We start from the raw sequence: 26,276 nt of genomic DNA, 5'->3' as shown, positions 1-26,276 counted from the left end.
GCGCGGGCGGTTCGGCGGGATCGGTCTGCGGGGTCGTCTGGCCCTGCATCGGTGCCGCCGGCGGGGCGGGCTGTGCCTGGGTCTGGCCCGGCGTCGTCTGCTGCGCCGGCATATCCTGCGCGATGGCGGTGCCGCTGAGGACCATCGCCGAGGCGAGAAGCATCCACTTCATCTTGTGTCTCCTTCTTCATCAAAGACGAGGTGCGAACGTCTGCGGCCGCGGATTTGTTGCACCGGTATTTCCGGGAAGGAGCAGGAAGGTGGCAGGGGGAGCGTCATGGCGGCGCCCCCCCCTGCGACGGTTCAGGCGGCGATCATTGGCCTGCCCGCTGGAGGCATTCGTCGGTCTGGCCACGCGTGCAGACGGGATAATGCGCGCGTGCGGGCGGGGGCGGGAAGGCCTCGCTGGGGGTGAGCCGGCTCGGCTCGAACACCACCCGGTCGCCGGGCTGGGGCTGGCCGTTCGCCCACATGGTGGCGGGCGCATAGCCGCCAATCTGGCGGGCGGTGGCGATCGTGCTGACCGGGAAGGTCTGGGCAAGTGCCGGGCTGGCGAGCGTCAACGCGGCTGCAAGTGCAATCAGCTTCATCCGCTGTCTCCTGCAAATCTACACGGGTGTGCAGTTTCACACCCGTTTTGCAGAACGCCACACTGGCTGAAAGTTTCCCGATAAACCGCGGAACACAAAACAGTTCCGCGGTTCATCGTGCGTACAGGTCAGTTGCCCGCGTCGAGCGCATAACCGGCGGAGCGGACCGTGCGGATGATGTCGGGCCGGTTGCCCTTGTTGATCGCCTTGCGCAGGCGGCGGATATGGACGTCGACGGTGCGCGACTCGATGTCACTGTCATGTCCCCACACCGCGTCGAGCAGCCGCTCGCGCGAGAACACCCAGCCCGGATGCTCGAGGAAGTGCTTGAGCAGGCGAAATTCGGTCGGCCCCAGCTGGATCACTTCGCCGCCGCGGCGGACCTTGTGGCCCACCGTGTCCATCTCGATGTCCGAATAAGTGAGCGCCTCGCCAGCCAGCGCCGGACGCACGCGGCGCAGCACCGCGCCGACGCGGGCAACGAGTTCGCGCGGCGAGAAGGGCTTGGTGACATAGTCGTCGGCGCCGGTTTCCAGTCCGCGCACGCGATCCTCTTCTTCGCCCCGCGCGGTCAGCATGATGATCGGCACGTTCGCCGTCTCGGGCATGCGGCGCAGGCGGCGGCACACCTCGATGCCGGAGAGCCCCTCGACCATCCAGTCGAGCAGCACGATGTCTGGCGTCGCCTCCTTGGCGAGCAGCAGCGCTTCCTCGCCGTCGGGGGTGTGCTTCACTTCATAGTCTTCGCGCTTGAAATGCCAGGTGACGAGCTCCGCGATTGCGGCATCGTCTTCCACCAGCAGCATCTTGACCCGTGCCATTATGTTCCCCTCAGCTCCCGCTGCTTTCGCCGGCTTCCGCTTCGGCGAGATAGTGCCCGGTCGCGGCAAAATAGACCATTTCGGCGACGTTGGTTGCGTGGTCGCCGATCCTCTCCAGATTCTTGGCGACGAACAGCAGGTGCGCGACCTGGCTGATCGTCCGCGGATTCTCGACCATGAAGGTCACCAGCGTGCGGAAGATCGAATCGTAGAAATCGTCGAGCGCGGTATCGCTGGCATGGACCTCCGCCGCTGCCTTGGCGTCGCGCGCCGAAAAGGCATCGAGCGCGTTGCGCACCATGTCGGCGGCGAGCTGGCCCATCGCCGGCAGGATCGACACCGCCTCGATCCGCTCCTCGCCCTCGGCATGGATCATCGGCACGCGCTTGGCGATGTTCTTGGCATAATCGCCGATCCGCTCGATCACCGCGGCGATCTTGAGCGCGGCGATCACTTCGCGCAGGTCGTCGGCCATCGGCGCGCGCAGCGCAATGACGCGAACCACGAGCTTTTCCAGCTCGGCCTCCATCGCGTCGATCTGCTTGTCCTTCTTGCGCACCGTCCTGGCGAGCGCCTCGTCGCCGCGCTGCAGCGCCTTCATCGCGTCGTAGATCGCCTGTTCGGCCAGCCCGCCCATCTGCGAGATCAGCGCGCGCAGCTGGCTGATGTCCTGGTCGAACGCCTTGACCGTATGCTCGTGGCCCGATGCCATCAGCCGTACCTTCCGGTGATATAGTCCTTCGTCCGCTCCTCGCGGGGGGCGGTGAAGAGGTTGTCGGTCTCGCCATATTCGACCAGCTGGCCGAGATGGAAGAAGGCGGTGCGCTGCGAGACGCGGGCGGCCTGCTGCATGTTGTGCGTGACGATCACGATCGCGTAGCGGCCGCGCAGCTCGTGGATCAGCTCCTCGATCTTGGCGGTGGCGATCGGATCGAGCGCGCTGGCCGGTTCGTCCATCAGGATCACTTCGGGATCGACCGCGATCGCGCGGGCGATGCACAGCCGCTGCTGCTGGCCGCCCGAGAGCGCGGTGCCGCTGTCGGAGAGGCGGTCCTTCACTTCCTCCCAAAGCCCGGCGCGCTTCAGCGAGCGCTCGACAATGCCTTCCAGATCGCTCTTGGAGGAGGCCAGGCCGTGGATGCGCGGGCCATAGGCGACGTTCTCGAAGATCGACTTGGGGAACGGGTTGGGCTTCTGGAACACCATGCCGACGCGCGCGCGCAGCTGCACCACGTCCATGTCGGCGGCGTAGATGTCCGCGCCGTCCAGCGTGATTTCGCCGGTCACCCGCGCGCTGGCGATGGTGTCGTTCATCCGGTTGAAGGTGCGCAGGAAGGTCGACTTGCCGCAGCCCGACGGGCCGATAAAGGCGGTGACCTTGTCCATGTCGACGTCGATCGACACGTCCTTCACGGCCTGTTTCTGGCCGTAGAACACGCTGACGCCGCGGGCCGACATCTTGTGGGGAGCGGGGGAGGCGGGGGTCATTACCAGCGGGTCTCGAACTTGTTGCGGAGGTAGATGGCGAGCCCGTTCATCGCGAGCAGCACCGCGAGCAGGACGAGGATCGCGGCGCTCGTCTTCTCGACGAAGCCGCGGCTGACCTCGTCGGACCAGAGGAAGATCTGCACCGGCAGCACCGTCGAGGGATCGGTGAAGCCGCCGGGCGCGGTGACGATGAAGGCGCGCATGCCGATCAGCAGCAGCGGCGCGGTCTCGCCCAGCGCGCGGGCCATGCCGATGATCGTGCCGGTGAGGATGCCCGGCATCGCCAGCGGCAGGACATGGTGGAACACCACCTGGATCGGGCTGGCGCCGATCCCGAGCGCGGCGTCACGGATCGACGGCGGCACGCCCTTGATCGCGTTGCGGCTGGCGATGACGATCACGGGCATGATCATCAGCGCCAGCGTCACGCCCCCGACCAGCGGGGCTGAGCGCGGCAGCATCGGGCCGAAGCTGTGCCCGCCGATCTGCCAGGTGCCGAGGAACATCGCGAGCCCGAGCAGGCCGAAGATGATCGAGGGTACCGCCGCCAGATTGTTGATCGAGACCTCGATCAGGTCGGTCCAGCGATTCTTGGGAGCATATTCCTCGAGATAGATCGCCGAGAGCACGCCCACCGGGAACGCGATCAGGAAGGTGATCGCCATGGTGAGCAGCGAACCCTTGAGCGCGCCCCACACGCCGACCGCGACCGGATCGGTCGAGTCCGACTCGCTGAGGAACGTCCAGTTGAAGCCGCGATGGATCGCGCCCTGCCTGGTCAGCCGGGCGACGCCTGCTTCCATCGCCGGGTCGCCGTCCCCGGCCAGCGCCCGGTCGAAGCCGGTGGCGGCGGGGACATAGACGGTCGTACGCCGCTCGAGCAGCGAGGGATCGCGCTTCACCGCGCCGCGCACCGCCAGCCAGGCGCTGGGGGCGAGATAGGTCGCGCCGTCTGCACCGAAGGCGCGGGTCGCGGCATTGTCCACCACGTCCTCCAGCCCCGCGCTTGCGAGCGCGAGATCGGCGGCGGGGGTGGCGAGCTGGCTGCGTTCGATCTTGAGGCCGTCCGCCTTCAGGTCGATCGGCAGCGCCAGTTCGGTGACGGTGAAGCCGCGCCAGCCCTGCGCCACCATGGTGAGCAGCAGGAAGCCGAGGAACGCCGCCGACAGGATCACCGCACCCGCACCCAGCACGCGAAAGCGCCGCTCGGCGGCATAGCGACGGCGGATGCGCTTCTGCATCGCCGGGCTGTTCCAGTCGGTCGGCCGGCGCTCGGCCTGGGCGGCGGGCTTACTCATAGGCTTCGCGATACTTCTTTACGACGCGCAGCGCGACGATGTTGAGCAACAGGGTGATGACGAACAGCGTCAGGCCTAGCGCGAAGGCGGCCAGCGTCTTGGGGCTGTCGAACTCGGCCTCGCCGGTCAGCAGGTCGACGATCTGCTTGGTGACGGTGGTGGCGCTCTGCAGCGGGTTGAGCGTGATCGTCGCGGCGCCCGAGGCGGCCATCACGACGATCATCGTCTCGCCGATCGCGCGGCTGACCGCAAGCAGTACGCCGGCGACCACGCCCGGCAGCGCGGCAGGCACGAGCACGCGCGAGATCGTCTCGCTGGTCGTCGCCCCCATTGCCAGGCTGCCGTCGCGCATCGAGGTCGGCACGGCGGCAAGCGAGTCGTCGGCCATCGAGGAGACGAAGGGGATGATCATCACGCCCATCACGAGCCCGGCCGCCAGCGCGCTTTCCGACGAGGCGAAGGGGTCGCCGAGCAGCACCGCGAGCTTGCGGACGGCGGGCGCGACGGTCAGCGCGGCGAAATAGCCATAGACCACGGTCGGCACGCCCGCGAGCATCTCCAGCGTCGGCTTCATCCAGCGCCGGGTGGTCGCCGAGGCATATTGGGTGAGGTACACCGCGCTCATCAGCCCGAAGGGAATCGCGACCAGCATCGCGATCACCGCGCCGATGAAGAAGGTGCCCCAGAACAAGGGCACCGCACCGAGCGACGCGCCGGGGTCCTTCGCGTCGATCACCTGCGGGCTCCAATGGGTGCCGAACAGGAACTGGGTGATCGGCACCTGCTGAAAGAAGCGCAGCGATTCCCAGAAGAGCGAGACGAAGATGCCGATGGTGGTGAAGATCGCGATCAGCGAGGCGACCAGCAGGCCCATCATCAGCGTGCGCTCCACCTTGGAGCGGGCGCGGAAATCCGCGCGGATGCGGCTGAGCGCGAAGGCGGCACCGGCAAAGGCGAGCAGTACGGCGGCGGCGGTCCCGGTCCAGGCATAGCGGCGGCTGGCGGCGCGCACCACGGGGGCAAGCTGGCGGGCGAGCGGATCGGCCTCGGTCTCGTACGGGTTCTTCGCCACCTCCCGGGCCTGGGCGAGCACCGAATCGCGCTCGAAGGCGAAGTCGGATAGGCCGGCGGCGGCGGGGCTCTGCAGCACGGTCTGGCGGACGAGCCCGGGGCTGATCCCCGACCAGACGACCAGGAACAGCAGCGGCGGCAGGATCGTCCACATGCCGACGAACCAGCCATGCTGCGCCGGCAGCGAATGCAGCCGCTTGGCGCCGCCGCGATCGAAGCGCACCGCACGGGCACGCGCCGTCAGCCAGCCGATCAGCCCCAGGCCGAGGATCAGGAACGATAACGCGAAGGGGTTCACCGGCGGAGCAACTCAGCGGAATGGGGGGCGAGGGGGGGCATCACTTGAGCACGGCCGGATCGAGCGGGGTGAGATCGGCCACGCGCTTCGCCATCTCTGCGCGCATCGCCTCGGGCGCCGCGATCAGCCCGCGCTTCACCAGCGGGCCGCCCGGCCCCCAGAGCGTGGCGTAGAGCGTCAGGAAGTCCTTCAGTCCGGGCACCGCCTTGAGGTGCCGCTTCTTCACATAAAGGTAGAGCGGGCGCGCACCGGGATATTGCCCGTCGGCGATGCTCGCATAGGTGGGCGCGACGCCTTCGATCGGCACGCCGTGCAGCCGATTTTGGTTCTCTTCGAGATAGGAATAGCCGAAGATGCCGAGCGCATTGGGATTCTGCGCCAGCCCCTGGACGATCAGATTGTCGTTCTCGCCCTTGTCGACATAGGGGCCGTCGTCGCGGACGCGGCGGCATTCGGCGTCATAGTGCGCCGGATCGGCCTCCGTCTTCAGCTTGGCGGCGTTCGGATCGGCTTCGAGGCAGCCTGGCGCCAGCATCAGCTCGACGAACGCGTCGCGGGTGCCGCTGGTCGAAGGCGGGCCCATCACCAGGATCGGGATGGCGGGCAGGGCGGGGTTCACGTCGTGCCAGGTGCGCGCGGTGTTGGGCTTGCCCATCGGGTTGGCGGCGAGCGCAAGATACACGTCGCGCTTGCTCAGCCGAAGCTTCGGTCCCTGGTTCGACTCGGCCAACGCCACGCCGTCTAGCCCGATCACGATTTCCAGGATCTCGCCGACCTGGTTCTGCTCGCAGCGATCAAATTCCTTGCGCGTCATTCGGCGCGAGGCATTGGCGATGTCCGGGAACTGCGCGCCCACGCCCTCGCAGAAGCGGCGGAGGCCGGCGCCGCTGCCGATCGATTCGACCACCGGCGCCTTGCGGCCGCTGCGCGCGTTGACGAATGCCTCGGCAACCGCCGTCGTGAAGGGATAGACGGTGGAGGAGCCGACGACGCGGATTTCGCGCGTGGCGCTGCCGTCGCACGCCGAAAGGGCGAGCGTGCCGAAGGCGATCAGCGCTAGACGACCCAGCATCGTCACTTCTTGCTCCCCGAGGATGGCGGTGTTCCGGATCGCGGAGTCTGCGCCTCGCTTCCCACGCATTGCCCATCCGGCAATCGCGTTACGACTTTATGACACTCGGCTCGATCGGCAGCCGCACCGACACGGTGGTGCCGACGCCCACGGTGGAGGCGATATCGAACCGCCCACGGTGTCGCTCGACCACATGCTTGACGATGGCGAGGCCCAGCCCGGTGCCGCCGAGCGAGCGGCTGCGTCCCGAATCGACCCGATAAAAGCGCTCGGTCAGCCGCGGAATATGCTCGGCGGGGATGCCTTCGCCCTGGTCGGCGACGGCGAAGCGGACCATCGTGTCCCCCTCGCTGCGCAGCGACACGGTGACCGGCGTGCCGGCGCGGCCGTACTTCATGGCATTGCCGATCAGGTTGTGGAGCAATTGGCTCAGCTGGGTCCGGTCGCCGCGCACCGGGGGCACCGCCTCGATCTCGGTCACCAGGTCGGCGGCACGCGGGCTGCCCGAAAGCTCCACGCAGACCTGGCCGATCAGGTCGGCGAGCTGCACCGACTCCGCCGGCGCGCGATATTTCTCAGCCTCGATCCGGCTCAACGAGATCAGGTCGCTGATCAGCCGGTCCATGCGCCGCGCCTCGTCGTGCATGATCTTGAGGAAGCGGGCGCGGATCTCCGGCTCCTCCCCGGCGCCGTCCGCCAGCGTCTCGACATAGCCGAGCAGTGAGGCGAGCGGCGTGCGCAGCTCGTGGCTGGCATTGGCGACGAAATCGACGCGCATCCGATCGGCGGTGTAGCTGCCGGTGCGGTCGACGAGATGGACGACGCGCTCGCCGGTCTCCAGCGTGCGGACCCGCATTTCCCAGCGCTGTTCGCGGGTGCCGAGCCCGACCAGGTGGATCGGCGCGCTATGGTCCTCGCCCGGATCGAGCAGGCGTTCGGCGGCAGCGGGGTGGCGGATCGCGAGGCGGACGTCCTCGCCCAGGATATGCTCGCCGAGCAGCGCGCGGGCGGCGGCGTTGGCGGCGATCACGCGGGTGGCGGCGGTCACCAGCACCGGCTCGGCGATCGCCTCGATCACTTCGGCGAAGGCGGGGTCGCGGTCCGCTGCCGCCGCATCGTCGCGGGGGGCGGGGGCGGGATCGCCGCCGATCGCAACGATTAGCACTGCGGCGATCGCGCCGACCAGCAGCACCAGCGTCAGTTGCAGGTCGCCGCCGACCAACAGCCCGACGACCGCCGACAGCGTGGCGACACCCAGTGCGAGGCTGATTCGGAAGCCATGGGCCGAAAGCATGGCGCCTTCTAGCGTGCAATCGTCCCAAGACGAGCCCGTATTTACGATTGCGAAATCGGCGCGGGCGCAGAAGAAGAAGGCGATGGACGATCCCAAATTCGAAGACCTGCCGACCCGTCGGCGCGCGCTGATGCTCGGCGCGGCGAGTGCGGCCGCGATCGTCTCGATCCGCCCGGCGCTGGCGCAGACCAACGCCTCGGTGATGCAGTGCGCGATTCCGGTGACCGATCCGGGCCGCGCGGGCAGCTATATCGCGCCCGACGGTCGCGTCGTGCCGGCGCGCACGCCCGGTGCCTTCCCGGCCCCGGGGCGCAGCTTCAAGGCGCAGGACGTCAAGCGCGCGCTGGGCGGCGGCACGCTGCCGGGTACCGACCCCCAGGCGAGCCGCGCCTATACCAACTATATCCGCCGCCTGCAGCGCGGGACCAGCGGCTTCACCTGCTTCGCCTCGCTGCAGATGCCGCGCGGCTGAGGGCCGGGCGGTGTACTATCGCGCCGCCGATCCTGCGACGCTCCGCATCGTGCCGCTCGATGCGCTGACGCTCATCTATCACCGCGCCTCGGGGATCACCCATATCGTCGATGCGCCGGTGCCGGAGATCCTGGAGATCCTCGGCGAGGGCCCGCGCGACGTGGCCGGGCTGCTGGCGGTGCTGGGCGAGCGCTTCGACCTCGCCGATCCCGATTCCGCAGCGCTGGCGGTTCGGCTCGACGAACTGGTCGCGGCGGGGCTGGTGGAGCGGACATGCGCCATCTGAAGCTGCTCCGCATCGGCCCCTTGGGCTTCCGCATCGGCAGCCATTGGCGCGCGCCGATCGCGGCGCTGGACGACCTCTACCGCGACTATTCCGCGCCGCAGGACGGCATCGCCGATTTCAACGTCCATCTGTTCGCCGCCCGGCCATGGCGGCGGGTGCTGCGCCCGTCGGTCCACATCGCGGGGGACTTCGTGATTCCCGACGCCGCGCCGCTGCCACTAGCGCAGGGGCTTCTCGCCGCCGAGATGGGGATGAACCTGCAGGTGGCGCTGGGGCTGCGGCGGTACCTGCTGCTCCACGCATCGATGGTGGAGCGCGACGGCCGCGCGGTGCTGATGACCGGCATTTCGGGGGCGGGCAAGTCGACGCTCGCGGCGCTGCTGATGGCGCGCGGCTGGCGGCTGATGGGCGACGAGTTCGCGCTGATCGATTGCGCGACCGGGCTCGCCCACGCCTTTCCGCGGCTGGTGAGCCTCAAGAACGAAGCGATCGACGTGGTCGCGCAGGCGCTGCCGGACGCGCGCTTCGGGCCGCTGCTGGAGGGCACGCCCAAGGGGGCGATCCGCCACCTGGTGCCCGATGCGCGCGCGATCGCGGCGATGGCAGTGCCCGCCGAACCCAGCCTGATCCTTTTCCCGCGCTTCGGCTTCGAGGCGGCGGAGCGGCCGGTGCTGCCGAGCGAGGCGTTCGTCCGGCTCACCCAGGCCTCGACCAACTATGTCACGCTCGCCGAGCGCGGCTTCGACGCGCTGACCCGGTTGGTCCAGACGGTGCCCGCGCGCGCGATCGACTATCCCGATGCGGCGACGGCGCTGGCGATGGTGGAGGCGCTGGCATGAACCCGGCGCTGCTGCTCGCCCGCGTGCTGCGCGATCCCGGCGCGATTGGCGGCCTGGACGCGTCCGACTGGAACGCGCTCTGGGCGGTCGCGCGCGCCGAGCAACTGGCGGGCACGCTCGCGCACCGCATCGCCGGGTTGCCGATGCCGCATGCGGCGGCGCGGCTGGTGGAGGATGCCATCGCCTCGGCCGAGCAGGGGCGCACGGCGGCGCTGTGGGAAGCCGAGATGGCGCGGCGCGCGCTCGCCGGGATCGAGGCGCCGGTCGTGCTGCTCAAGGGCACCGCCTATGCCGCGGCGGGGCTGTCGCCTTCGACCGGGCGGGTGATCGGCGATCTCGACATCCTGGTGCCGCGCGAGGCGATCGAGGACGTGGAGGCGGCGCTGCTCGCGGCCGGGTGGGAATGGGTGAAGCCCGACCCCTATGACGACGCTTATTATCGCCGCTGGATGCACGAGCTGCCGCCGCTGATCCACCGCGACCGCGACAAGATGATCGACGTCCACCACACGATCCTGCCGCTCACCGCGCGCATCCGCCCCGACGCGGCGGCGCTGCTGGCGGACAGCATGGCGCTGGAGAACGGGCTGCGCATCCTCGCGCCGCAGGATATGCTCTGCCACGCCGCTGCACATCTGTTCGCCGACGGCGATCTCGCAGGCGGGATGCGCAACCTGTGGGACATCCATTGCCTGCTCGGCGAATTTGGCTTCGAGGGGTTGGCCGCGCGCGCCGCACAGCACGGGCTAGGCGCGGCGATGGCACAGGCGGTGCGCCAGTCGGTTCGGCTGTACGGCACCGATGCGCCGGCGGAGTGGCAGGGCTGGGACGCGCTCGACCCGCTGTTCCACCGCCGCCTGACCGCACGTGACACCTGGGGCCGCTCGACCCGCAAGGCCGTCCAGCTCGGCTTCTACCTCCGCTCGCACGCGCTGCGGATGCCGCCGACGATGCTTGCCCGGCACCTGTGGACGAAATGGCGCAAGGGGCACCGGCCGGCCTGAACCCGCCGATGCCCGTTGCGATCAGAAGGTCGCGATCTTCACCATGAAGCGGATGTTGCGGCCCGGCTGGACCACCAGATCCTTGTTGAGCGACGCCGCGTTTCGCACGATCTCGTCGGTCAGGTTCTGGCCGACGATCGCGAACTCGATCCCCGACTGCGACTTGAACGGCCGCCAGGCGATATTGGCGTTGATCAGGTTGTAGCCCGGCGTCTCGGTATCGAACGCGCCGAACTTGGTCTGCTTGGCGTTGTGGACGAACTGCACCGCGCCGTCGAAGCGGGGGGTGAACAGGTTCATGCCGGCACCCAGGCGATAGGGCGGGATACGCGGCACGTTGCCGCCGTCGTCCAGCGTCGCGCGGGTATAGTCGGCCAGACCGGTCAGCTGGAGCGTCTGGTCGTTCTGGTGGAACAGGTCGAGGCTCGCCTTGCCTTCCAGCCCGCGGAAATGCGCGCCCTGCTGGCGATAGTTGAGCTCCTTCAGGTCGCCGTCGCCGCCCATCGCGCAGGTGCCGTCGTCGTCGCAGGTGCGGCCGGTCAGGTCGCCATAGATATAGTTCTTGAACCAGGTCGAATAGGCGCTGCCGTCGAAGTGGAAGCGGTCGACGTTCACCCGCGCCGTCGCCTCGATCGAGTTGGCGCGCTCGATCTTGAGGTTCGGGTCGCCGGTCTCGAAGGTGTTGGGGCCGTCATGCCCGCCGCGCGCGAACAGCTCGGTGATCGCCGGGGCGCGACCGGTGCTCGATCCGGTGAAGCCCAGCTTCACATGGCTGCCGACGTCGAGCAGCGCGCCGAGGGCCCCGCTCACCGGCGTGAACTCGCGCACGGTGAACACGTTGTTCGCCGGCGTGCCTTCGCTGCGGACATGCTCGACCCGGCCGCTGGCCTGGAGGTGCAGGATGTCCGTCAGCGGCAGCTCGGTGAAGAGATAGGCCGCTTCGCTCTGCGTGGTGGTGGGGAACAGGTAGCTGCTGTCGTCGCCGATCGCCGAGAACTTGCGGTTCTGCACCTCGAAGCCGAGCGCCGAGTTGCGGACCGGGCCCAGCGGGTTCAGCAGGAATTCGAGGTGACCGTCGAATTCCTTGTTGCGGAAGGTGGTGTCGATCGTGCCGTCCGGTTCCTTCTCGTCATGGGTATAGTCGGCATAGCTGGCGTCGAGGTTGATCGACTTGAGCGGGCCGGCGTTCACCGCGAACACGTCGCGCGACATTACCTTGGTCTGGCGCATGTCGATATAGGTGGTGTCGCTGGGAATGCCGTATTTCGAGTTGTACTGGCTGATCGACAGGCCGACATGGCTCGCATCGTCGCCGCCGAAGAAATAGGAGCCGCCCAGCGCCGCGCCATGCCCGCGGAAGAAGCTGTTCTGCTGGACGCCAAGCGGCGTGTCGTAATCGCTCGCGTCGCGGTAGAAGCCGTCGGCGTGCAGCGCGAACTGGCCCAGCTTGGCATCGACCAGCGCGCCGCCTTCGCCCACCTTCGCGGCGCTGCCATAGCTGCCTTCCGCCTCGCCCGAGATGGGGGCGTCCGGCAGCTGCATCGGCACGCGGTTGTTGATCACGTTGACCACGCCGCCGATCGCCTGGCTGCCATAGCGAAGCGTGCCGGCGCCGCGGACGACTTCGATGCTTTGCGCTGCAAACGGATCCACCGGGATGCCGTGGTCAGGGCCGATGTCCGACACGTCCGAGCTGCTGGCGCCGTTCTCGAGGATGCGGACCCGCGTCGCGTCCATGCCGCGAATGATCGGCCGGCTGGCGCCGCTGGCGAAGCTGGTGGCGGAGATGCCCGGCTCCTGGGCGAGCACGTCGCTGATGCTGGCGCCGCCGGCACGCAGGATCTGGTCACGGTCGACATGGGTGACGATCGTCGGCACCTCGTCGCTGGCAACCGCATAGGGCGTCGCGGTGACGATGATCACGTTCTTGTCGTTGGCCTGCTGCGGGTCGGTGTCGGCAAAGGCATGGGGAACGAACGCGACGATCGCCGCGCCCGTGAGAAGGGCAGTACGCATGAAGAAAACTCCGTGAACCTGGGGTGCGCCGCTTGAGCGGCGCAAGTTGTTGGTCAGGCGGGGAGTTCGGGCGGCGCGCGGCTGCGCCAGGCGTGCGAGCGGACGAGCCGCGGAGCCGGATCGGCGGCGAGGGCCGCGTGCCACGCGCGTGCCGGCAGCGGCGGCACGACGGTGGGTGGTGTGGCGGCGAGATAAGCGGCTGCGGACGCGACCTCGTCGCAGAGCGGGCAATCCTCGTCGTCGTCGTTCTGCTTGGGCGCGTGGTGGGCGTGGGGCGTGGCGGCCCAGCCCTGGGCAGGATGCACATGCGCGCGGACAATCCCCGCCTGCCAGCATAGCGCGAACGCCAGCAGCAGCGCCGGCAGCAGCCGTACGAACAGACCAGGGATGCGGAAGACGCGCATCCGCAATGCCGTACTGCAGCAACGCGTATGTTTCAATATATCATTGGTCGATGGCGGCGATGTCGATCCGATTCGTGGCAAGGGCCAGCGGGGCCGGGCGGTGCGAGACGAGGATCAGGCTGGTGCCGGTCGACCGCAGCCAAGCATCGACGCGGCGGACCAGTTCCGCTTCGCTCGCGGCGTCCAGCCCCTCGCTGGGTTCGTCGAGCAGCAGCCAGGGGCGCCCCGCCAGCAGCGCGCGTGCGAGCGACAGTCGTTTGCGCTCTCCGCCGGAAAGCGTGCCGCCGGTCTCGGCAAGCGAGGTCTCCAGCCCGGCGGGCATCACGCGCACGGTCGCGTCGAGGCAGGCGGTATGGAGCGCCTCCCACATTGCCGCCTCGATGATGCCAGGGCGGGCGACGCGGAGATTGTCGGCGATCGAGCCGGCGATCAGCACCGCGTCCTGCGGGGCGAGGGCAAATTGGCGGCGGAGCGTGTCGGCGCTGCACTGCGCGATCGGCGTGCCGTCCAGCGTGAGCGCGTGCACGGGGGTGCGGAGCCCGGCCAGCGCCTCCATCAAACGGGTCTTGCCGCTGCCCGAGGCGCCGGTGATCGCCACGCGGGCGCCCGGTGCGAGAGCGTGGCTGCCGAGGCCGATCGGTCGGGCGACGGTGTCGGCCGGGGGCGCAGAAACCAGCTCGCCCGGCAACTCGCTGAGCGTGACGAGACGGGCGAGGCCCTGTTCGACGCTCGCCTGGCGCAGCGCGGTACGGGCAAAGGCGGCCATCACCTCCACCGACGCGGCGGACGCGAGCAGCGCTAGCGCACGGAAGGCGGCGCTGGCGTCGGAAAGGGCGAAAACGATCGCTGCGGTCAGCGCGCCATAGCCGGCGAGCAGCCCGGCCACCGCGCCGTCGCCGCGTGCGAGTGCGGCTCGGGCGCGGTCGAGCGGGCGGGAGAGGTCGGCGATGGTGTCCGCCACGCGCGGGGCGAGGCCATAGGCGATGATCTCGGGCCGGGCGGCGGCATAGTCGACGAAGGCGGTGCGCAGCGCGCCGAGCGCTTCGGCGGCCTCGGCGGCGGGGCCGGCGGTGAGGCGGCGCGCGGCAAGGGTGAGCAGCGGCGGCAGCGCGGCGAGGAGCAGCGCCAGCGCGAGCGCAGCCTTCCAGCCGGCCAGTGCCACCAGCGCCACGGCAAACAGCGCGGCGGCGAGGCTAGCCGGCCGGCTGGAGCGGCGGACGACCAGGTCCTCCAGCGCCTCGATGTCGCCGATCAGCCGGGCGCTGGCGTCGCCGCCGGCGAGATCGGGCGCGGTGCGGCTGTCCTGCGCGGCGAGCTTGCCGAACAGCCGGCCGCGCAGGTCCGCCATCGCGGTGAGCGCAGCCTGGTGCGACAGCAGCCGTTCCCCGTACCGGCCGCCGGTGCGCAGGATGGCGAGGCCGCGGATCGCGGCGCTGGGGATCAGATAGTTGAACGCGGCGACCGCTGCCGTGCCGCTCGCCCCGGCAATGGCGGCGCCGGTGAGGAACCAGCCGGACAGCGCCAGCAACAGGATCGCGGCGAGCCCGGCGATGGTCGCGCAGGCCAGTGCCTGGCGGAGCGTGCGGCGTTCGCGGGCGGCGAGCGGGAAGGGGGTCACAGCGTCACCTCGGCATCGGCGGTGGCGATCAGGCGCGGATCATGGGTGGCGACGATCACCGCGCGTTCCTTGGCGACGTCGCGGAGCAGCGCGGTGATCGCGGCGGCGCTTTCGGCATCGAGATCGGCGGTGGGCTCGTCGGCGAGCAGCAGCGGGCGATCGGCTAGCAGCGCACGGGCGAGGCCGAGGCGACGGCGCTCGCCGCCGGACAGGCCCGAGCCGCGATGGTCGAGCGGCAGGTCCAGCCCGGCGCCGCGGCGGGCGAGCATCGGGCCGAGGCCGACACGGTCGATCGCGGCGAGCAGGTCGGCGTCGGAGGCGTGCGGGGCGGCGAGCGCGAGGTTGTCGCGCAGCGTGCCGGGGAGGATCAGCGGATGCTGCGCGGCCCAGGCGATGGGGTTGGTATCTCCCGATGCCCTTATTCCCCCCTCTCGCACGCGGGAGGGGGACTGATGGCTGAGGCATTCGGGCGCTTCTTCGGGTGACCGGAAGCGCAGGCTGCCCGCGCTGGGCACGATCTGCCCTGCGATCGCCGCCAACAGGCTGGTCTTGCCGCTCCCGGTGGGGCCGGTCAGCGCTACCATGCCCGTCGTGCCCAGCGACACGCTGACCGGCCCGATTGTCCGCCCAGGCCAGGCGATCACCAGATTCTTCGCCTCCACGCCTGCGAACACCTCCGGCGCGGCGGCAGGCGCCACCACCTCCGGCACCGCCGCGATCGCCGTGCGCGCGGCCTCGCCGAGCTGCTTGTCGTGATACGCCGCCGCCAGTCGCCGCATCGGCAGGTAGAATTCCGGCGCCATCGCCAGCGCGAAAAAGGCTTCGCGCAGCGTCAGCGTTTCGGGATCGGGGAAGGGAAGGAGGCCGAGCAGGCTGAACCCGCAATAGACCGCCACCAGCGCCACCGCGAGCGCCGAGAAGAACTCCAGCACCGCGCTCGACAGGAAGGCGACGCGCAGCACCGCGACCGTCCGCGCGGCGACTTCGCGCGTGGCGACGTCTACCTGCCGCGCGATCCGGTCCTCGGCACCGAAATGCCGGAGGATCGGCAGGGTGCGCACCCGGTCGACGAACAGGTCGGAAAGGTCGCCCAGCGCTTCCAGCTGGCGCTCCGAGGCGCGTTTGGCCGCCGTCCCCGCCAGGATCATGCCGAAGACGAAGGGGATCAGCGTGCCGAGCAGGATGCCCGCCGCCACCAGGCTTGCGCAGGCGATGATCGCCACCGCCACCAGCGGCGCGGCGGCGGCCGCGACTCGCGCGGGGACGAATCGCGTATCATAGCCTTCGATCGTTGCAACATGGTCGATCGCCAGCACCGCCGATTGCCCGCTCGACGGCGCCGCGCCGCTGCCCAGCAGCCGTTCGACGAGACTGCGGCGGAGCGGCGCGGTGGTCGCCTGCGCACCGCGCACCGCCAGCACCGGCACGCCCCAGGCGGTCGCCGCACGCACCAGCCCGCCGCCGAGCATTGCTGCGAGTGCCGCACTCGGCACCGCATGCCCGGCGGCTGCCGCAGCCACGCCGTCGGCAATGCCCCAGGCGAACAGCGCCGCGCCGCCCAGGTCGATGATCCAGGCGAGCCCGGCCTGTTTTTGAAGAGCCATATGAGACAATTTGTACAAGCGATTTCGGCCCTGCAACGGAATAGGGGATGTTCCGCATAGGCGGTGGCGCCACCGAAGCCTAGGCCGCGAATACCGGCTCTTTGCTGAGGACAAAACTATGGATATGGCAGTCGTAGAGCTGTCGCGCCTGCAATTCGCGCTGACAGCGATGTACCACTTCCTGTTCGTGCCGTTGACGCTGGGCCTTTCGGTAATGCTCGTCATCACCGAAAGCGTCTATGTCGTCACCGATCGCCCGATCTGGAGGGACATCACCCGTTTCTGGGCCAAACTCTTTGGCATCAACTTCGTCCTCGGGGTCGCTACCGGGCTGACGATGGAATTCGAGTTCGGGACCAACTGGTCCTATTACTCGCACTATGTGGGCGACATCTTCGGGGCGCCGCTGGCGATCGAGGGGCTGATGGCCTTCTTCCTCGAAGCCACCTTCGTCGGCCTGATGTTTTTCGGCTGGGATCGCCTGTCGAAGCGCCAGCACCTGCTGGTGACCTTCCTTACCGCGCTCGGCACCAATTTGTCGGCGCTGTGGATCCTGGTCGCCAATGGCTGGATGCAGCACCCGGCGGGTGCCACGTTCAACGCCGAGACGATGCGCATGGAAGTCACCGACTTCATGGCGGTGATCTTCAACCCCGTCGCCCAGGCAAAGTTCGTCCACACCGTGAGTGCGGGCTATGTCTGCGCGAGCGTCTTCGTCCTTGGCATCTCGGCCTATTATCTGCTGCGCGGCCGGCACCTGGAGCTCGCCAAGCGCAGCTTCGCGGTGGCAGCGGCGTTCGGCCTGGCGGCCTCGCTGTCGGTGGTCGTGCTCGGCGACGAGAGCGGATATGCGCTGACCGACAATCAGAAGATGAAGCTCGCCGCGATCGAGGCCGAATGGCACACCGAGGCGGCACCGGCCGGGATCACCGTGTTCGGCTTCCCCTCGAACCAGGGCCGCGAGACCTATTTCCAGGTCAAGGTGCCCTATGTGCTCGGCCTGATCGGTACGCGTAGCCTGACCGGCCAGGTGGAAGGCATCTATCCGCTGGTCGGCAAGGCCCGGCTGCGCATCGAGAATGGCCTCACCGCCTATGATGCGCTGCAGACGCTGAAGACCGATCGTCAGAACGTCGCCGCACGCGCGAAGTTCGAAGCCGCCAAGGGCGACCTCGGCTATGCCCTGCTGCTGAAGCGCTGGGTCGCCGATCCGCGTCAGGCCACCGAAGCGCAGAAGGATCGGGCCGCCTGGTCGACCGTTCCCAACGTGCCGGCCGTGTTCTGGCTGTTCCGCGGGATGGCGGCGCTGGGCTTCTTCTTCATCGCCTTCTTCGTCGCCGCGCTCTACTATGCCAATACGCGCCGCTTCCACCGCAAGTGGTTCCTGCGCACCGCAATGTGGATCATCCCGCTGCCCTGGCTTGCGATCGAGTTCGGCTGGGTCGTCGCCGAAGTGGGGCGCCAGCCCTGGGCGGTGGACGGCGTGCTGCCGACCTTCCTCGCCACCTCGAGCCTGACCGTGCCCGCCCTGTGGACCACGATCATCGGCTTCACCGCGCTCTACGGCCTGATGGCGGTGATCGAGTTCCGGCTGATGCTGGCGGCGATCAAGCATGGGCCCGAGACCTACGAGCCCTGGCAACCCCGCCACGATCCGGTGCCGAGCGCGCCCGATCCGCGGCCGCTCCACGCCGTTCCCGCAGAATGAGCGCGAGCAAGGAGAAAGAACATGTCCATCCCGCTCGATTATGAAATCCTGCGCCTCATCTGGTGGGCGCTGCTGGGGGTGCTGCTGATCGGCTTCGCGCTGACCGACGGCTTCGACCTGGGAACGGCGGCGCTGCTGCCGTTCGTGGGCCGCACCGATGAAGAGCGCCGCATGGTGATCAACACCGTCGGCCCGACCTGGGAAGGCAACCAGGTCTGGTTCATCCTGGGCGGCGGCGCTATCTTCGCCGCCTGGCCATTCGTCTATGCCGTCAGCTTCTCGGGCTACTACCTGGCGATGTTCCTGGTGCTGTCGGCGCTGATCCTGCGTCCGGTCGGCTTCAAATACCGCTCCAAGCGCCCCGACGCCGCCTGGCGTTCGCGCTGGGACTGGGCGCTGTTCGTCGGCGGCTTCGTGCCTGCGCTCGTCTTCGGCGTCGCGGTGGGCAATGTGCTGCTGGGTGCGCCCTTCCGGCTCGATAGCGATCTGCGCTCCTTCTACGAAGGCACGCTGCTCGGCCTGTTCACCCCGTTCAGCCTCGTCGCCGGCCTGCTCTCGGTCGCGATGCTGGTGCTGCACGGCGCCGGCTGGCTGAGCCTCAAGGCCGAGGGCAAGGTGGTGGAGCGCGCCCAGCGCTTCGGCACCGTCGCCGCGATCCTCGCGATCCTGCTGTTCGCCGTCGGCGGCGCATTCGTCGCCTATGGCGACATGGGCTATCGCCTGGTCGGCTCGGTCGATCCCAACGGTCCGTCCAACCCGCATCTGGTCCAGACGGTGAAGGCGCCGGGCGCATGGCTCAGCAACTATGGTGCCCATCCGTGGATGCTGCTCGCCCCGGTGCTCGGCTTCCTCGGCCCGGTGCTGGCGCTGATCGGCATCCGCGGGCGCAACGGCACGCTGGTGTTCGCCGGTTCGTCGATCGCCAATGTCGGCATCATCGCCACCGTCGGCCTGTCGATGTTCCCGTTCATCCTGCCGAGCGCGATCGACCCGGCCTCCAGCCTCACCGCCTGGAACGCCTCGTCGAGCCACCTCACGCTGTTCATCATGCTGGTGTGCACGCTCGTCTTCCTGCCGATCGTGCTGGCCTACACCGCCTGGGTGTACAAGGTGATGTTCGGCCGCGTCAGCGGGGAAGAGCTGCGGCTCAACCCCGACCTCTACTGAGGAGTTGAACCCATGTGGTATTTCGCCTGGATCCTGGGGACCTGCCTGGCCGTCGCCGTCGCCGTGCTCAACGGCATCTGGCACGAGTTCCATTCGGACCCGAATTCGGACCTGACGGTCCTCGACTGAGCACCAACGAAAAGGGGCGGCCGCATCGCGACCGCCCCTTCTCCCCGAAGGCCGGTGCGATCCTGACAAGGGATCGGCCGGCCATTTTCGTTGGCTGCTAGACCGGCCCGCCCTCGGCACGGCGCTCGAAGATCGCTGCGAGCTCGAGGTGCAGGCGCTTGTGCCGTTCGTTTGGCGCGCGAGCCGCCCGGTCCCGCTCCTGCTCGGCACGCAGGCGGAAGTGATTCGTGAGGGGCGCGTGGTGCAGGGAGGACATCGACCCGGTCTCGTTTTGGGTTTCGTTCATTGCCTGCCTAATGTCGTACTTATCGCGGTCGGGGGCCATTCCGTAGAAGTCACGGTGTGTATCGCTACGGGACCATGCACTTGCGCTTGACGCATGCTCGATCCGCCCTGCCGTGCCGGACGAATCACCCGGAACCGAGTGCCGCCGCCTCCCGTTACCCGGCCATAGCCACCACGACAGGAGCATGATGTGGAGCGGTTGATCGCCGACCTTCCCGGCTGGGTGACGAGCATCGCGCTGATCGCGGCGGCGATCACGGTGGCGCTGCTGGTGCACCGACTGGCCTTCTCGCTCGCGCGGCGCGCGGCGGCGCACAGCAAGGGCCAGCTCGACGACATCGTCATCCGCCGCCTGTATCGCCCGGCGCGCTGGCTGCTGGTCGCGATCGCGCTTTCGTTCATCCAGCCCGGGCTCGATCTCGGCACGAGCGGCACCCGCGCCTGGGCACAGGCAGCGGGGCTGCTGGTGCCCGGCCTGATCGGCTGGATGCTGGTGGCGCTGCTCGGCGTGATCTTTGACTGGGTGCTGCTGCGCGCCGACGTGACCGTGGCGGACAATCTCCGCGCCCGCCGGCGGCGGACCCGCGCGTCGATTCTCCACCGCATCATCGTGTTCGTCGTGCTGGCGATCACTTTCTGCCTGATGCTGATGAGCATCCCCAGCGTGCGCAGCATCGGCGTGACGCTGATCGCCTCCGCCGGCCTTGCCGCCCTCGCGGTGGGCGCCGCCGCCCAGCCGGCGCTGAAGAACCTGATCGCCGGAATCCAGATGGCCTTTTCTGAGCCGATCCGGCTCGACGACGTGGTGATCGTCGAAGGCGAATGGGGGCGGATCGAGGATATCCGCCTGACCTATGTCGTGGTGCGCATCTGGGACGATCGTCGGCTGGTGGTGCCGGTGTCGCAGTTCCTCGAAAAGCCCTTCCAGAACTGGACCCGCGAGACGAGCCAGCTGCTCGGCAGCGTGTTCTGGTATCTCGATCCCGCCGCGGACATCCCGCGGCTGCGCGCCAAGCTGGAGGAACTGGTCAAGGCCAATCCGCGCTGGGACGGCCGCTTCTGCAACCTGCAGGTGACCGACACCAAGCCCGAGGCAATCGAGGTGCGCGGGCTGATGACGGCCAAGGATGCCTCGACCGCCTTCGACCTGCGCTGCGACATCCGCGAAGGGCTGCTTGCCTATGTCCGGCAGGAGATGCCCGAGGCGCTGGTCCGCACCCGCGGGCTGCTGGAGTTCAGACCGACGCTCGCGGAGAGCGACCCGCTATAGTAGGACCGTCATCCCGGCGGAAGCCGGGATCCAGTCACCGCTCGGCTGCAGCAAGGGCCTTGACGGAGGCCTCAATGGATCCCGGCTTTCGCCGGGATGACGGATGCTTGAAATGAGAGCAGCTTCCAGCGCGAAGCCCTTCTATCACGCCTCGACCGGAAGCCGGGTCTCCGCCTCCATCGGGACGCTCCTGAGCTCGCCGGTGAACTTCTTGAGCCACCACATCACGTCCTGTTCGTCGACGCCCTGCTTCAGCGCCTGCCAGCGCTCGATCCGCTCCTCGAGCGACATGTTGAGTGCCTGGCAGATCGCGTCGGAGACTTCCTCCGCGCTATAGGGGTTCACCAGCAGCGCCTGCTCCATCTGGATCGCGGCGCCGGCGAACTTGGAAAGGATCAGCACGCCGGGATCCTTCGGATCCTGCGCGGCGACATATTCCTTCGCCACGAGATTCATCCCGTCGCGCAGCGGCGTGACCAGGCCGATCTTGGCGGCGCGGTACACGCCTGCCAGCACGTCGCGCGGATAGCCCTGGTTGACGTAGCGCAGCGGCACCCAGTCGAGATCGGCATGCGCGCCGTTGATCTTGCCTGACAGCCCCTCCAGCGTGTTGCGGATGCGCTGATAGGTCTCGACGGTCGCGCGCGACGGTGGTGCGATCTGGAGCAGATACACTTCCTTGCGCTGCTCCGGATAGGTCGCGAGAAAGCGCTCGTAGCCGAGGAACCGCTCCTCCAGCCCCTTGGAATAATCGAGCCGATCGACGCCGACGATCAGCGAACGGCCGACCGAACTGGTGCGCATCTGCTGATAGGTCTCGCGCGCGGAGTCGCTCTCGGCCAGCGCGGCGAATTCCTTGGCGTCGATGCCGATCGGGCAGGCGACCAGCTTGACGCTCTTCAGTCCGATGCGCAGCACGCCGTCGGGCTGGACCACCGCTTCCATCTCGGCGCGGGCGAAGTCGATGAAGGACTCCATCCATTCCTGGGTGTGGAAGCCGATCACGTCATAGGCGAACAGCGTCTCGATCAGCTCGTGCGCCTTGGGCAGGCTGGAGAGCAGGCGGCGCGGCGGCCAGGGGATGTGGAGGAAAAAGCCGATCCGGTTCTTGCAGCCCCGGCGGCGCAGCTCCTGGCCGAGCGGGAACATGTGGTAATCCTGCACCCACACGACATCATCCGGCTCGATCAGCGGGCGGACGGTGTCGGCGAAGCGCTCGTTGACGCGCTGATAGCCGCCGGCGAAGCCGCGCTCATATTCCGCCAGGTCGATCCGGTAGTGGAACAGCGGCCAGAGCGTGCGGTTCGCATAGCCGTTATAATATTCGTCGATGTCCTGCTCTTCGAGATCGACCGTCGCGGTGGTCACGCCCTCGCTGCGCTGCATGCTGATCTGGCCGGTGAACTGGTCGGTCTGCTCGCCGGACCAGCCGAACCAGATCCCGCCATTTTCGCGCAAGGCTGCGGCGAGCGCGACGGCCAGCCCCCCTTGCGCGCCGGAGTTGGAGCCGTTGGGTGCGGTGACGCGGTTCGAGATGACGATCAGGCGGCTCAACGGATCGAACTCCAGGGTTTGCTCAGCAGTACGGCACAGTTGATCATGCCGACCAGCGAGTAGGTCTGGGGATAATTGCCCCACAATTCCCCGGTGACGGGGTCGATATCCTCGGAGAGCAGGCCGGCGGCGGTGCGCCGGGTGAGCATCTCCTCGAACAAGGCGCGCGCTTCGTCGGTGCGGCCGGTGATGTGCAGTGCCTCGATCAACCAGAACGTACAGAAGTTGAACGCGGTTTCGGGCAGCCCGAAATCATCCTCGGTATCGTAGCGCAGCATGGTCGAGCCGCGGCGCAGCCCTTCTTCCACCGCCTTCAGCGTGGAGACGAAGCGGGGATCGTCGGGCGCCAGGAAGCGCATCTCCAGCAGCTGAAGCAGGCTGGCGTCGAGATCGTCGCCCGAGAAGGTGGCGGAGAACCGGTCCGTCTCCGCGCGCCAGGCCTTGTCGAAGATCGTCGTGCGGATCGTGTCGGCGCGGTGCTGCCAGAAGTCGCGGCGCTCGGGCAGGTCCAGCACATGCGCAGCGTTGGCGAGCCGGTCGCACGCCGCCCAGCACATGGCCACCGAATAGGTGTGGACGCTCTGGCGGGTGCGCAACTCCCACAGCCCGGCGTCGGGGGAATCGTGATATTGCCAGGCGCGCTCGCCGACGCGCTCCAGCGACTCGAAATCCTCGACGCTGGCAATGCGGTACAGCCGCTGGTCGAAAAAGGCCTGCACGTTGGACAGGACGATCTGGCCATAGGCGTCGTGCTGGACCTGCTCATAGGCCTGGTTGCCGACGCGCACCGGGCCCATGCCGCGATAGCCGGCAAGGTCGGGTGCCGCGCGCTCCTCCAGCGTCGCTTCGCCCAGTACGCCGTAGAGCGGCTGGATATGGCCGCCGCGCGGCTCGGCCCGGGCATCGTCGACGATGTTGCGCAAGTATCCGAGATAGGTCTCCAGCACGTCGAGCGCGCCCAGCCGGTTGAGCGCCTGCACCGTGTAATAGGCGTCGCGAATCCAGCAGTAGCGATAGTCCCAGTTACGCTGCGAGCCGGCATGTTCGGGGATCGAGGTGGTGAGCGCGGCGACGATCGCGCCGGTTTCCTCGTGCTGGCAAAGCTTGAGGGTGATCGCGGAGCGGATCACCACTTCCTGCCATTCCAGCGGGATGGCGAGGCCGCGCACCCAGTGCTGCCATTCGGCGATCGTGTTGAGCAGCATGTCGTCGACCGTCTCGGCGACGTCGCCGCTGAAGCTCTCGTCCGGGCCGAGGAAGAAATGCAGCGGCTTCTCGACACGGAACACCCGTTCCTCGTCCACCATGCCGACCGGCGCGGTGGTGGTGAGGCGCAGCGTCATCGGCTCGACCAGGTAGCGCAGGTGGTTCGAGCCGCCGATGCGGGTGGTGCAGCGCTTGCCCCAGCCGCAGGTGGGCCGCAGCTTCACCCGAATGCGCGGGCTGCCCGCCACCGGCTTGACGATGCGCGCGAAGGCGACCGGGCGGTAGACGCGGCCCAGCCGCTGGAAGCGCGGGCAGAAATCGGTGACTTCGATCGCGTTGCCCGCCGCATCGGTGTGGCGGCTGACGAGGATCGGCGCGTTGCGGAGATAGCGCTGCTCGACCGAGACCACGCCTTCCAGGGCGATGTCCCAATAGCCGGCGTCGGGCTCCTCGCCGCCGACGAGAGCGGAGAAGAGCGGATCGCCGTCGACGCGGGGCACGCAGCCCCAGACGAAGCGTCCGCTGCGGTCGATCAGCGCGCTGACCTGGCAATTGCCGATCGGCCAGAGGTCCAGCGTGGTCATGCATGCACTCCGGCGGCAGTGGCGAGCCAGGCGAGGACGCCCGATACGGTTTCGAGGCGGTAGCGGGCGTCGGTGGGGCGGGGATCGCCGACCAGCACGCCCGCGCCGCCGAGCAGGGCGACCGCGGAAAAGCCGGGCTCGTCGGTGACATCGTCGCCGAGGAACACGGGGCGGCCGGCGGCGAAGCGGGGATCGGCCATCAGCGTGCGGATCGCGCTGCCCTTGTCGCCGCCACCGGTGCGGACCTCGACCATCATCTTGCCGTGCTGGAGATAGAGGCCGTGCTCGGCCGCGAGCCGTTCGCCCAGCGCCATGGCATCGGCTTCGAGCGCCGGGTTCAGCCGGTAATGGACGGCGGCGCCCAGCGGCTTGTCTTCGAGAATCGCGCCGTCATTGGCTTGCGTGAAGGCCCGCATCGCGGCCAGCGCCGCGATCAGCCCGGCGGGGCGCTCGGCCTGTTCGCGGCGGCCGTCGGACCAGTGGAATTCCATGCCGTGGCTGCCGACCACGGACGGCGCGCGATCGCCGAACAGCGCCGTCAGGTCACCGGCCGGGCGGCCGCTGACCAGCGCCAGCCGGCCGTCGAGCTTTTCTTCCAGCGCGCGGATCAGGTCGACCAACACGGGCGTGACCACCACGCCATCGGGGCGGTCGGCGAGTTCGACCAAAGTCCCGTCGAAATCGAGGAACAGGCTGGCAGAATCGAGCAGATCCGCCGGGGGCGGCATCAGCAGAACGGGGTGCCGGTCGGGCATGCAACTCCTCATCGGGGCGCCAGGAAGGGGCGCCCGCCACAGGATCGTTACGCGCGCGGGACCGATCCGTTCCCCGGCTCGTCGGATTCATGCTGCACCTGCGCAGGTTCGGGCACATGGCCGAAGCGCAACGACAGGCCGTGGTACAGCCGTTCCTTGGAAACGATCTGCGCGGTGAAGTCGGCGATCAGCGCGGCGGCGAGCAGCGGCAGCATCAGGCCACGGCTGGCGGTGGTCTCGGCGATGATGATGACTGCAGTCAGTGGCGCGCGGACCACGCCGGTGAAATAGGCGACCATGCCCAGCAGCACGATCGTCCCGCCCGGCGAGGTGGGGAACATCGGCCGGACGAGGTCGCCGACGCCCGCACCCACCGACAGCGACGGCGCGAAGATCCCGCCGGGGATGCCGGCAACGGCGGTCGCGAGGGTCGTCGCGAATTTGGCGGGGGCGTACCACCAGGGGATCGCACCGTTGGTGATCGCGCTGCGGGCCGCGTCATAGCCGGTGCCCCAGGTGAGGCCGGTCGTCACGCCCAGCACCGCCACGACCAGCCCGCAGGCGGCGGCGAAGGCGAGTTTGTGGCGACGCACCGCGACCAGCGGCCGCCAGTCCGATCCGCCGACCGCGAGCATCAGCCGCGCGAACAGCCCGCCGGCAAGGCCGCCCACCACGCCCGCGACGGGCGCGGCGAGGATGGCCTGGCGCAGCGGCAGCGTGTCGCGCATCGCGCCGAAATAGACATAGTCCCCGGCGATGCCGAGGCTGGTCATGCCGGCGATCAGCACCGCGGCCATCACCAGCACCGCCATGCGCTGCTCATAGGCGGCGGCGAGTTCCTCGATCGCGAAGGCGACGCCGGCGAGCGGCGTGTTGAACGCCGCGGCGACGCCCGCCGCGCCGCCCGCGATGAACACCGAGGCGCGGATCGGCACGCGCGCGAGCCGGTGCGCATAGCCCATGATCGAGGCGGCGACCTGCACCGTCGGCCCCTCGCGGCCCGTGGAGGCGCCGACCAGCACCGCGCCGATGGTGAGGATAAGCTTGAGCACCACGGTCCTGGCCGAGGTGAGGCTGGTCATCGCGTCGTCGGGATCGCGGGTGGCGGCCATGACCTGCGGGATGCCCGAGCCGGTGGCGTCGGGCGCGAAGCGGCGGGTCGCCCAGGCGAAGAACGCGAAGCCGGCAGGGGTGAGAAGGAGGGGGAGCCACCACCAGGTCTTTCCGAGGCTGGTAAACCGGCGCGCGGCCCAGTCGGCGGTCTCCGCAAACCCGAAGGCGACGAGGCCGATCACGATCGCACCGCCGAGAAAGGCGACCCGGCGCCGCCAGATCTGCGCGGTGGGGCCATGCCGGCGCACGATCGCGCGGACGCGGCGGGTGGTCCGGTGGTGGTCCATGCACTCCCTCAGCCAGCCCCCGCCGGGGGTGCTGTAGCGGGGG

At 68.8% G+C, this 26,276-nt stretch carries 25 protein-coding genes; 8 read left to right on the top strand and 17 right to left on the bottom strand.

Going from position 1 to position 26,276, the window contains the following annotated elements; all coding sequences use genetic code 11:
• Nucleotides 1-314 precede the first annotated feature (314 nt).
• The 8 genes from CA234_RS22185 to CA234_RS22150 all read right to left on the bottom strand — a co-directional run bounded on the left by CA234_RS22185 (nt 315) and on the right by CA234_RS22150 (nt 7,932).
• Complete coding sequence (locus tag CA234_RS22185; RefSeq protein ID WP_125977671.1) at nt 315-590, bottom strand: hypothetical protein; 276 nt, start codon at nt 588-590, stop codon at nt 315-317.
• A gap of 128 nt (nt 591-718) precedes the next feature.
• Nucleotides 719-1,411 carry a phosphate regulon transcriptional regulator PhoB gene (gene phoB / locus CA234_RS22180; protein ID WP_064314091.1) on the bottom strand — a complete coding sequence of 231 codons (693 nt, stop codon included), beginning with the start codon at nt 1,409-1,411 and terminating at the stop codon, nt 719-721.
• Nucleotides 1,412-1,421: 10 nt separating this feature from the next.
• Nucleotides 1,422-2,123 (bottom strand): phosphate signaling complex protein PhoU, encoded by a 702-nt coding sequence (gene phoU / locus CA234_RS22175; protein WP_125977669.1) that lies wholly within the window; start codon nt 2,121-2,123, stop codon nt 1,422-1,424.
• Nucleotides 2,123-2,899 (bottom strand): phosphate ABC transporter ATP-binding protein PstB, encoded by a 777-nt coding sequence (pstB, locus tag CA234_RS22170; RefSeq protein WP_125977667.1) that lies wholly within the window; start codon nt 2,897-2,899, stop codon nt 2,123-2,125. The genes phoU and pstB overlap by 1 nt, the downstream gene beginning before the upstream one ends.
• Nucleotides 2,899-4,197, bottom strand: coding sequence for a phosphate ABC transporter permease PstA (gene pstA, locus CA234_RS22165; RefSeq protein ID WP_125977665.1), 1,299 nt, complete (start codon nt 4,195-4,197; stop codon nt 2,899-2,901). Before pstA ends, pstB begins: the two co-directional genes overlap by 1 nt.
• Complete coding sequence (gene pstC, locus CA234_RS22160; RefSeq protein WP_125977663.1) at nt 4,190-5,566, bottom strand: phosphate ABC transporter permease subunit PstC; 1,377 nt, start codon at nt 5,564-5,566, stop codon at nt 4,190-4,192. The genes pstA and pstC overlap by 8 nt, the downstream gene beginning before the upstream one ends.
• A gap of 40 nt (nt 5,567-5,606) precedes the next feature.
• The gene (locus CA234_RS22155; RefSeq protein WP_125977661.1) at nt 5,607-6,638 is read right to left on the bottom strand and encodes a substrate-binding domain-containing protein; all 1,032 of its coding nucleotides are present in this window, start codon (nt 6,636-6,638) and stop codon (nt 5,607-5,609) included.
• Between the two features lie 88 nt (nt 6,639-6,726).
• On the bottom strand, nt 6,727-7,932 hold the full coding sequence (locus tag CA234_RS22150) for an ATP-binding protein (RefSeq protein WP_125977659.1): 1,206 nt from the start codon (nt 7,930-7,932) through the stop codon (nt 6,727-6,729).
• Between the two features lie 82 nt (nt 7,933-8,014).
• Between CA234_RS22150 and CA234_RS22145 the strand changes: the two genes are divergently transcribed.
• From CA234_RS22145 to CA234_RS22130, 4 genes are read left to right on the top strand one after another with little or no spacing between them, the layout of a single operon-like run.
• The gene (locus CA234_RS22145) at nt 8,015-8,404 is read left to right on the top strand and encodes a hypothetical protein (RefSeq protein ID WP_126002770.1); all 390 of its coding nucleotides are present in this window, start codon (nt 8,015-8,017) and stop codon (nt 8,402-8,404) included.
• Between the two features lie 10 nt (nt 8,405-8,414).
• The gene (locus CA234_RS22140; protein WP_125977655.1) at nt 8,415-8,690 is read left to right on the top strand and encodes an HPr-rel-A system PqqD family peptide chaperone; all 276 of its coding nucleotides are present in this window, start codon (nt 8,415-8,417) and stop codon (nt 8,688-8,690) included.
• Entirely contained in the window at nt 8,678-9,529 is an 852-nt protein-coding gene (locus tag CA234_RS22135; protein ID WP_126002769.1) for an HprK-related kinase A, read from the top strand. The genes CA234_RS22140 and CA234_RS22135 overlap by 13 nt, the downstream gene beginning before the upstream one ends.
• Nucleotides 9,526-10,533 carry a nucleotidyltransferase family protein gene (locus tag CA234_RS22130; RefSeq protein WP_126002768.1) on the top strand — a complete coding sequence of 336 codons (1,008 nt, stop codon included), beginning with the start codon at nt 9,526-9,528 and terminating at the stop codon, nt 10,531-10,533. Before CA234_RS22135 ends, CA234_RS22130 begins: the two co-directional genes overlap by 4 nt.
• A 21-nt stretch (nt 10,534-10,554) precedes the next feature.
• On the opposite strand, the gene CA234_RS22125 is transcribed toward CA234_RS22130, so the two are convergent.
• From CA234_RS22125 to CA234_RS22110, 4 genes are read right to left on the bottom strand one after another with little or no spacing between them, the layout of a single operon-like run.
• Nucleotides 10,555-12,549, bottom strand: a complete 1,995-nt coding sequence (locus tag CA234_RS22125; protein WP_126002767.1) for a TonB-dependent receptor — start codon at nt 12,547-12,549, stop codon at nt 10,555-10,557.
• A 53-nt stretch (nt 12,550-12,602) separates the two neighbouring features.
• Nucleotides 12,603-12,959: a DUF2946 family protein gene (locus CA234_RS22120; protein WP_126002766.1), complete on the bottom strand. Its 357-nt coding sequence runs from the start codon at nt 12,957-12,959 to the stop codon at nt 12,603-12,605.
• Between the two features lie 34 nt (nt 12,960-12,993).
• Nucleotides 12,994-14,571: an ATP-binding cassette domain-containing protein gene (locus CA234_RS22115; RefSeq protein WP_126002765.1), complete on the bottom strand. Its 1,578-nt coding sequence runs from the start codon at nt 14,569-14,571 to the stop codon at nt 12,994-12,996.
• Nucleotides 14,568-16,175: an ATP-binding cassette domain-containing protein gene (locus CA234_RS22110; protein WP_125977643.1), complete on the bottom strand. Its 1,608-nt coding sequence runs from the start codon at nt 16,173-16,175 to the stop codon at nt 14,568-14,570. Before CA234_RS22110 ends, CA234_RS22115 begins: the two co-directional genes overlap by 4 nt.
• A gap of 118 nt (nt 16,176-16,293) precedes the next feature.
• Between CA234_RS22110 and CA234_RS22105 the strand changes: the two genes are divergently transcribed.
• From CA234_RS22105 to cydX, 3 genes are read left to right on the top strand one after another with little or no spacing between them, the layout of a single operon-like run.
• Nucleotides 16,294-17,883 (top strand): cytochrome ubiquinol oxidase subunit I, encoded by a 1,590-nt coding sequence (locus CA234_RS22105; RefSeq protein ID WP_125977641.1) that lies wholly within the window; start codon nt 16,294-16,296, stop codon nt 17,881-17,883.
• Between the two features lie 21 nt (nt 17,884-17,904).
• Nucleotides 17,905-19,050, top strand: a complete 1,146-nt coding sequence (gene cydB, locus CA234_RS22100) for a cytochrome d ubiquinol oxidase subunit II (protein ID WP_126002764.1) — start codon at nt 17,905-17,907, stop codon at nt 19,048-19,050.
• A gap of 12 nt (nt 19,051-19,062) precedes the next feature.
• The gene (gene cydX / locus CA234_RS22095; protein ID WP_093298739.1) at nt 19,063-19,179 is read left to right on the top strand and encodes a cytochrome bd-I oxidase subunit CydX; all 117 of its coding nucleotides are present in this window, start codon (nt 19,063-19,065) and stop codon (nt 19,177-19,179) included.
• A gap of 97 nt (nt 19,180-19,276) precedes the next feature.
• On the opposite strand, the gene CA234_RS22090 is transcribed toward cydX, so the two are convergent.
• On the bottom strand, nt 19,277-19,465 hold the full coding sequence (locus CA234_RS22090) for a hypothetical protein (RefSeq protein ID WP_125977637.1): 189 nt from the start codon (nt 19,463-19,465) through the stop codon (nt 19,277-19,279).
• Nucleotides 19,466-19,654: 189 nt separating this feature from the next.
• On the opposite strand from CA234_RS22090, the gene CA234_RS22085 reads away from it, so the two are divergent.
• Nucleotides 19,655-20,734, top strand: a complete 1,080-nt coding sequence (locus CA234_RS22085) for a mechanosensitive ion channel domain-containing protein (protein ID WP_126002763.1) — start codon at nt 19,655-19,657, stop codon at nt 20,732-20,734.
• 144 nt (nt 20,735-20,878) lie between these two features.
• Here the strand turns inward: CA234_RS22085 and CA234_RS22080 are convergent, their stop codons facing one another.
• Genes CA234_RS22080 through CA234_RS22065 form a run of 4 tightly spaced genes read right to left on the bottom strand, consistent with a single transcriptional unit; the run spans nt 20,879 to nt 26,233 of the window.
• Nucleotides 20,879-22,288 carry a trehalose-6-phosphate synthase gene (locus CA234_RS22080; RefSeq protein ID WP_126002762.1) on the bottom strand — a complete coding sequence of 470 codons (1,410 nt, stop codon included), beginning with the start codon at nt 22,286-22,288 and terminating at the stop codon, nt 20,879-20,881.
• On the bottom strand, nt 22,285-24,078 hold the full coding sequence (locus CA234_RS22075; protein ID WP_126002761.1) for a glycoside hydrolase family 15 protein: 1,794 nt from the start codon (nt 24,076-24,078) through the stop codon (nt 22,285-22,287). The genes CA234_RS22080 and CA234_RS22075 overlap by 4 nt, the downstream gene beginning before the upstream one ends.
• A complete protein-coding gene (otsB, locus tag CA234_RS22070; protein WP_125977629.1) occupies nt 24,075-24,833 on the bottom strand; it encodes a trehalose-phosphatase in 759 nt (252 codons plus the stop codon). Before otsB ends, CA234_RS22075 begins: the two co-directional genes overlap by 4 nt.
• A 47-nt stretch (nt 24,834-24,880) precedes the next feature.
• A complete protein-coding gene (locus CA234_RS22065) occupies nt 24,881-26,233 on the bottom strand; it encodes a chloride channel protein (protein ID WP_126002760.1) in 1,353 nt (450 codons plus the stop codon).
• Nucleotides 26,234-26,276: the final 43 nt, after the last annotated feature.

The organism is Sphingomonas sp. ABOLE (assembly GCF_003950455.1).
Lineage (GTDB): Bacteria > Pseudomonadota > Alphaproteobacteria > Sphingomonadales > Sphingomonadaceae > Sphingomonas > Sphingomonas trueperi.
The sequence above is the reverse complement of the archived record's forward strand: the minus strand, read 5'-3'. Positions and strand labels throughout refer to the sequence as shown.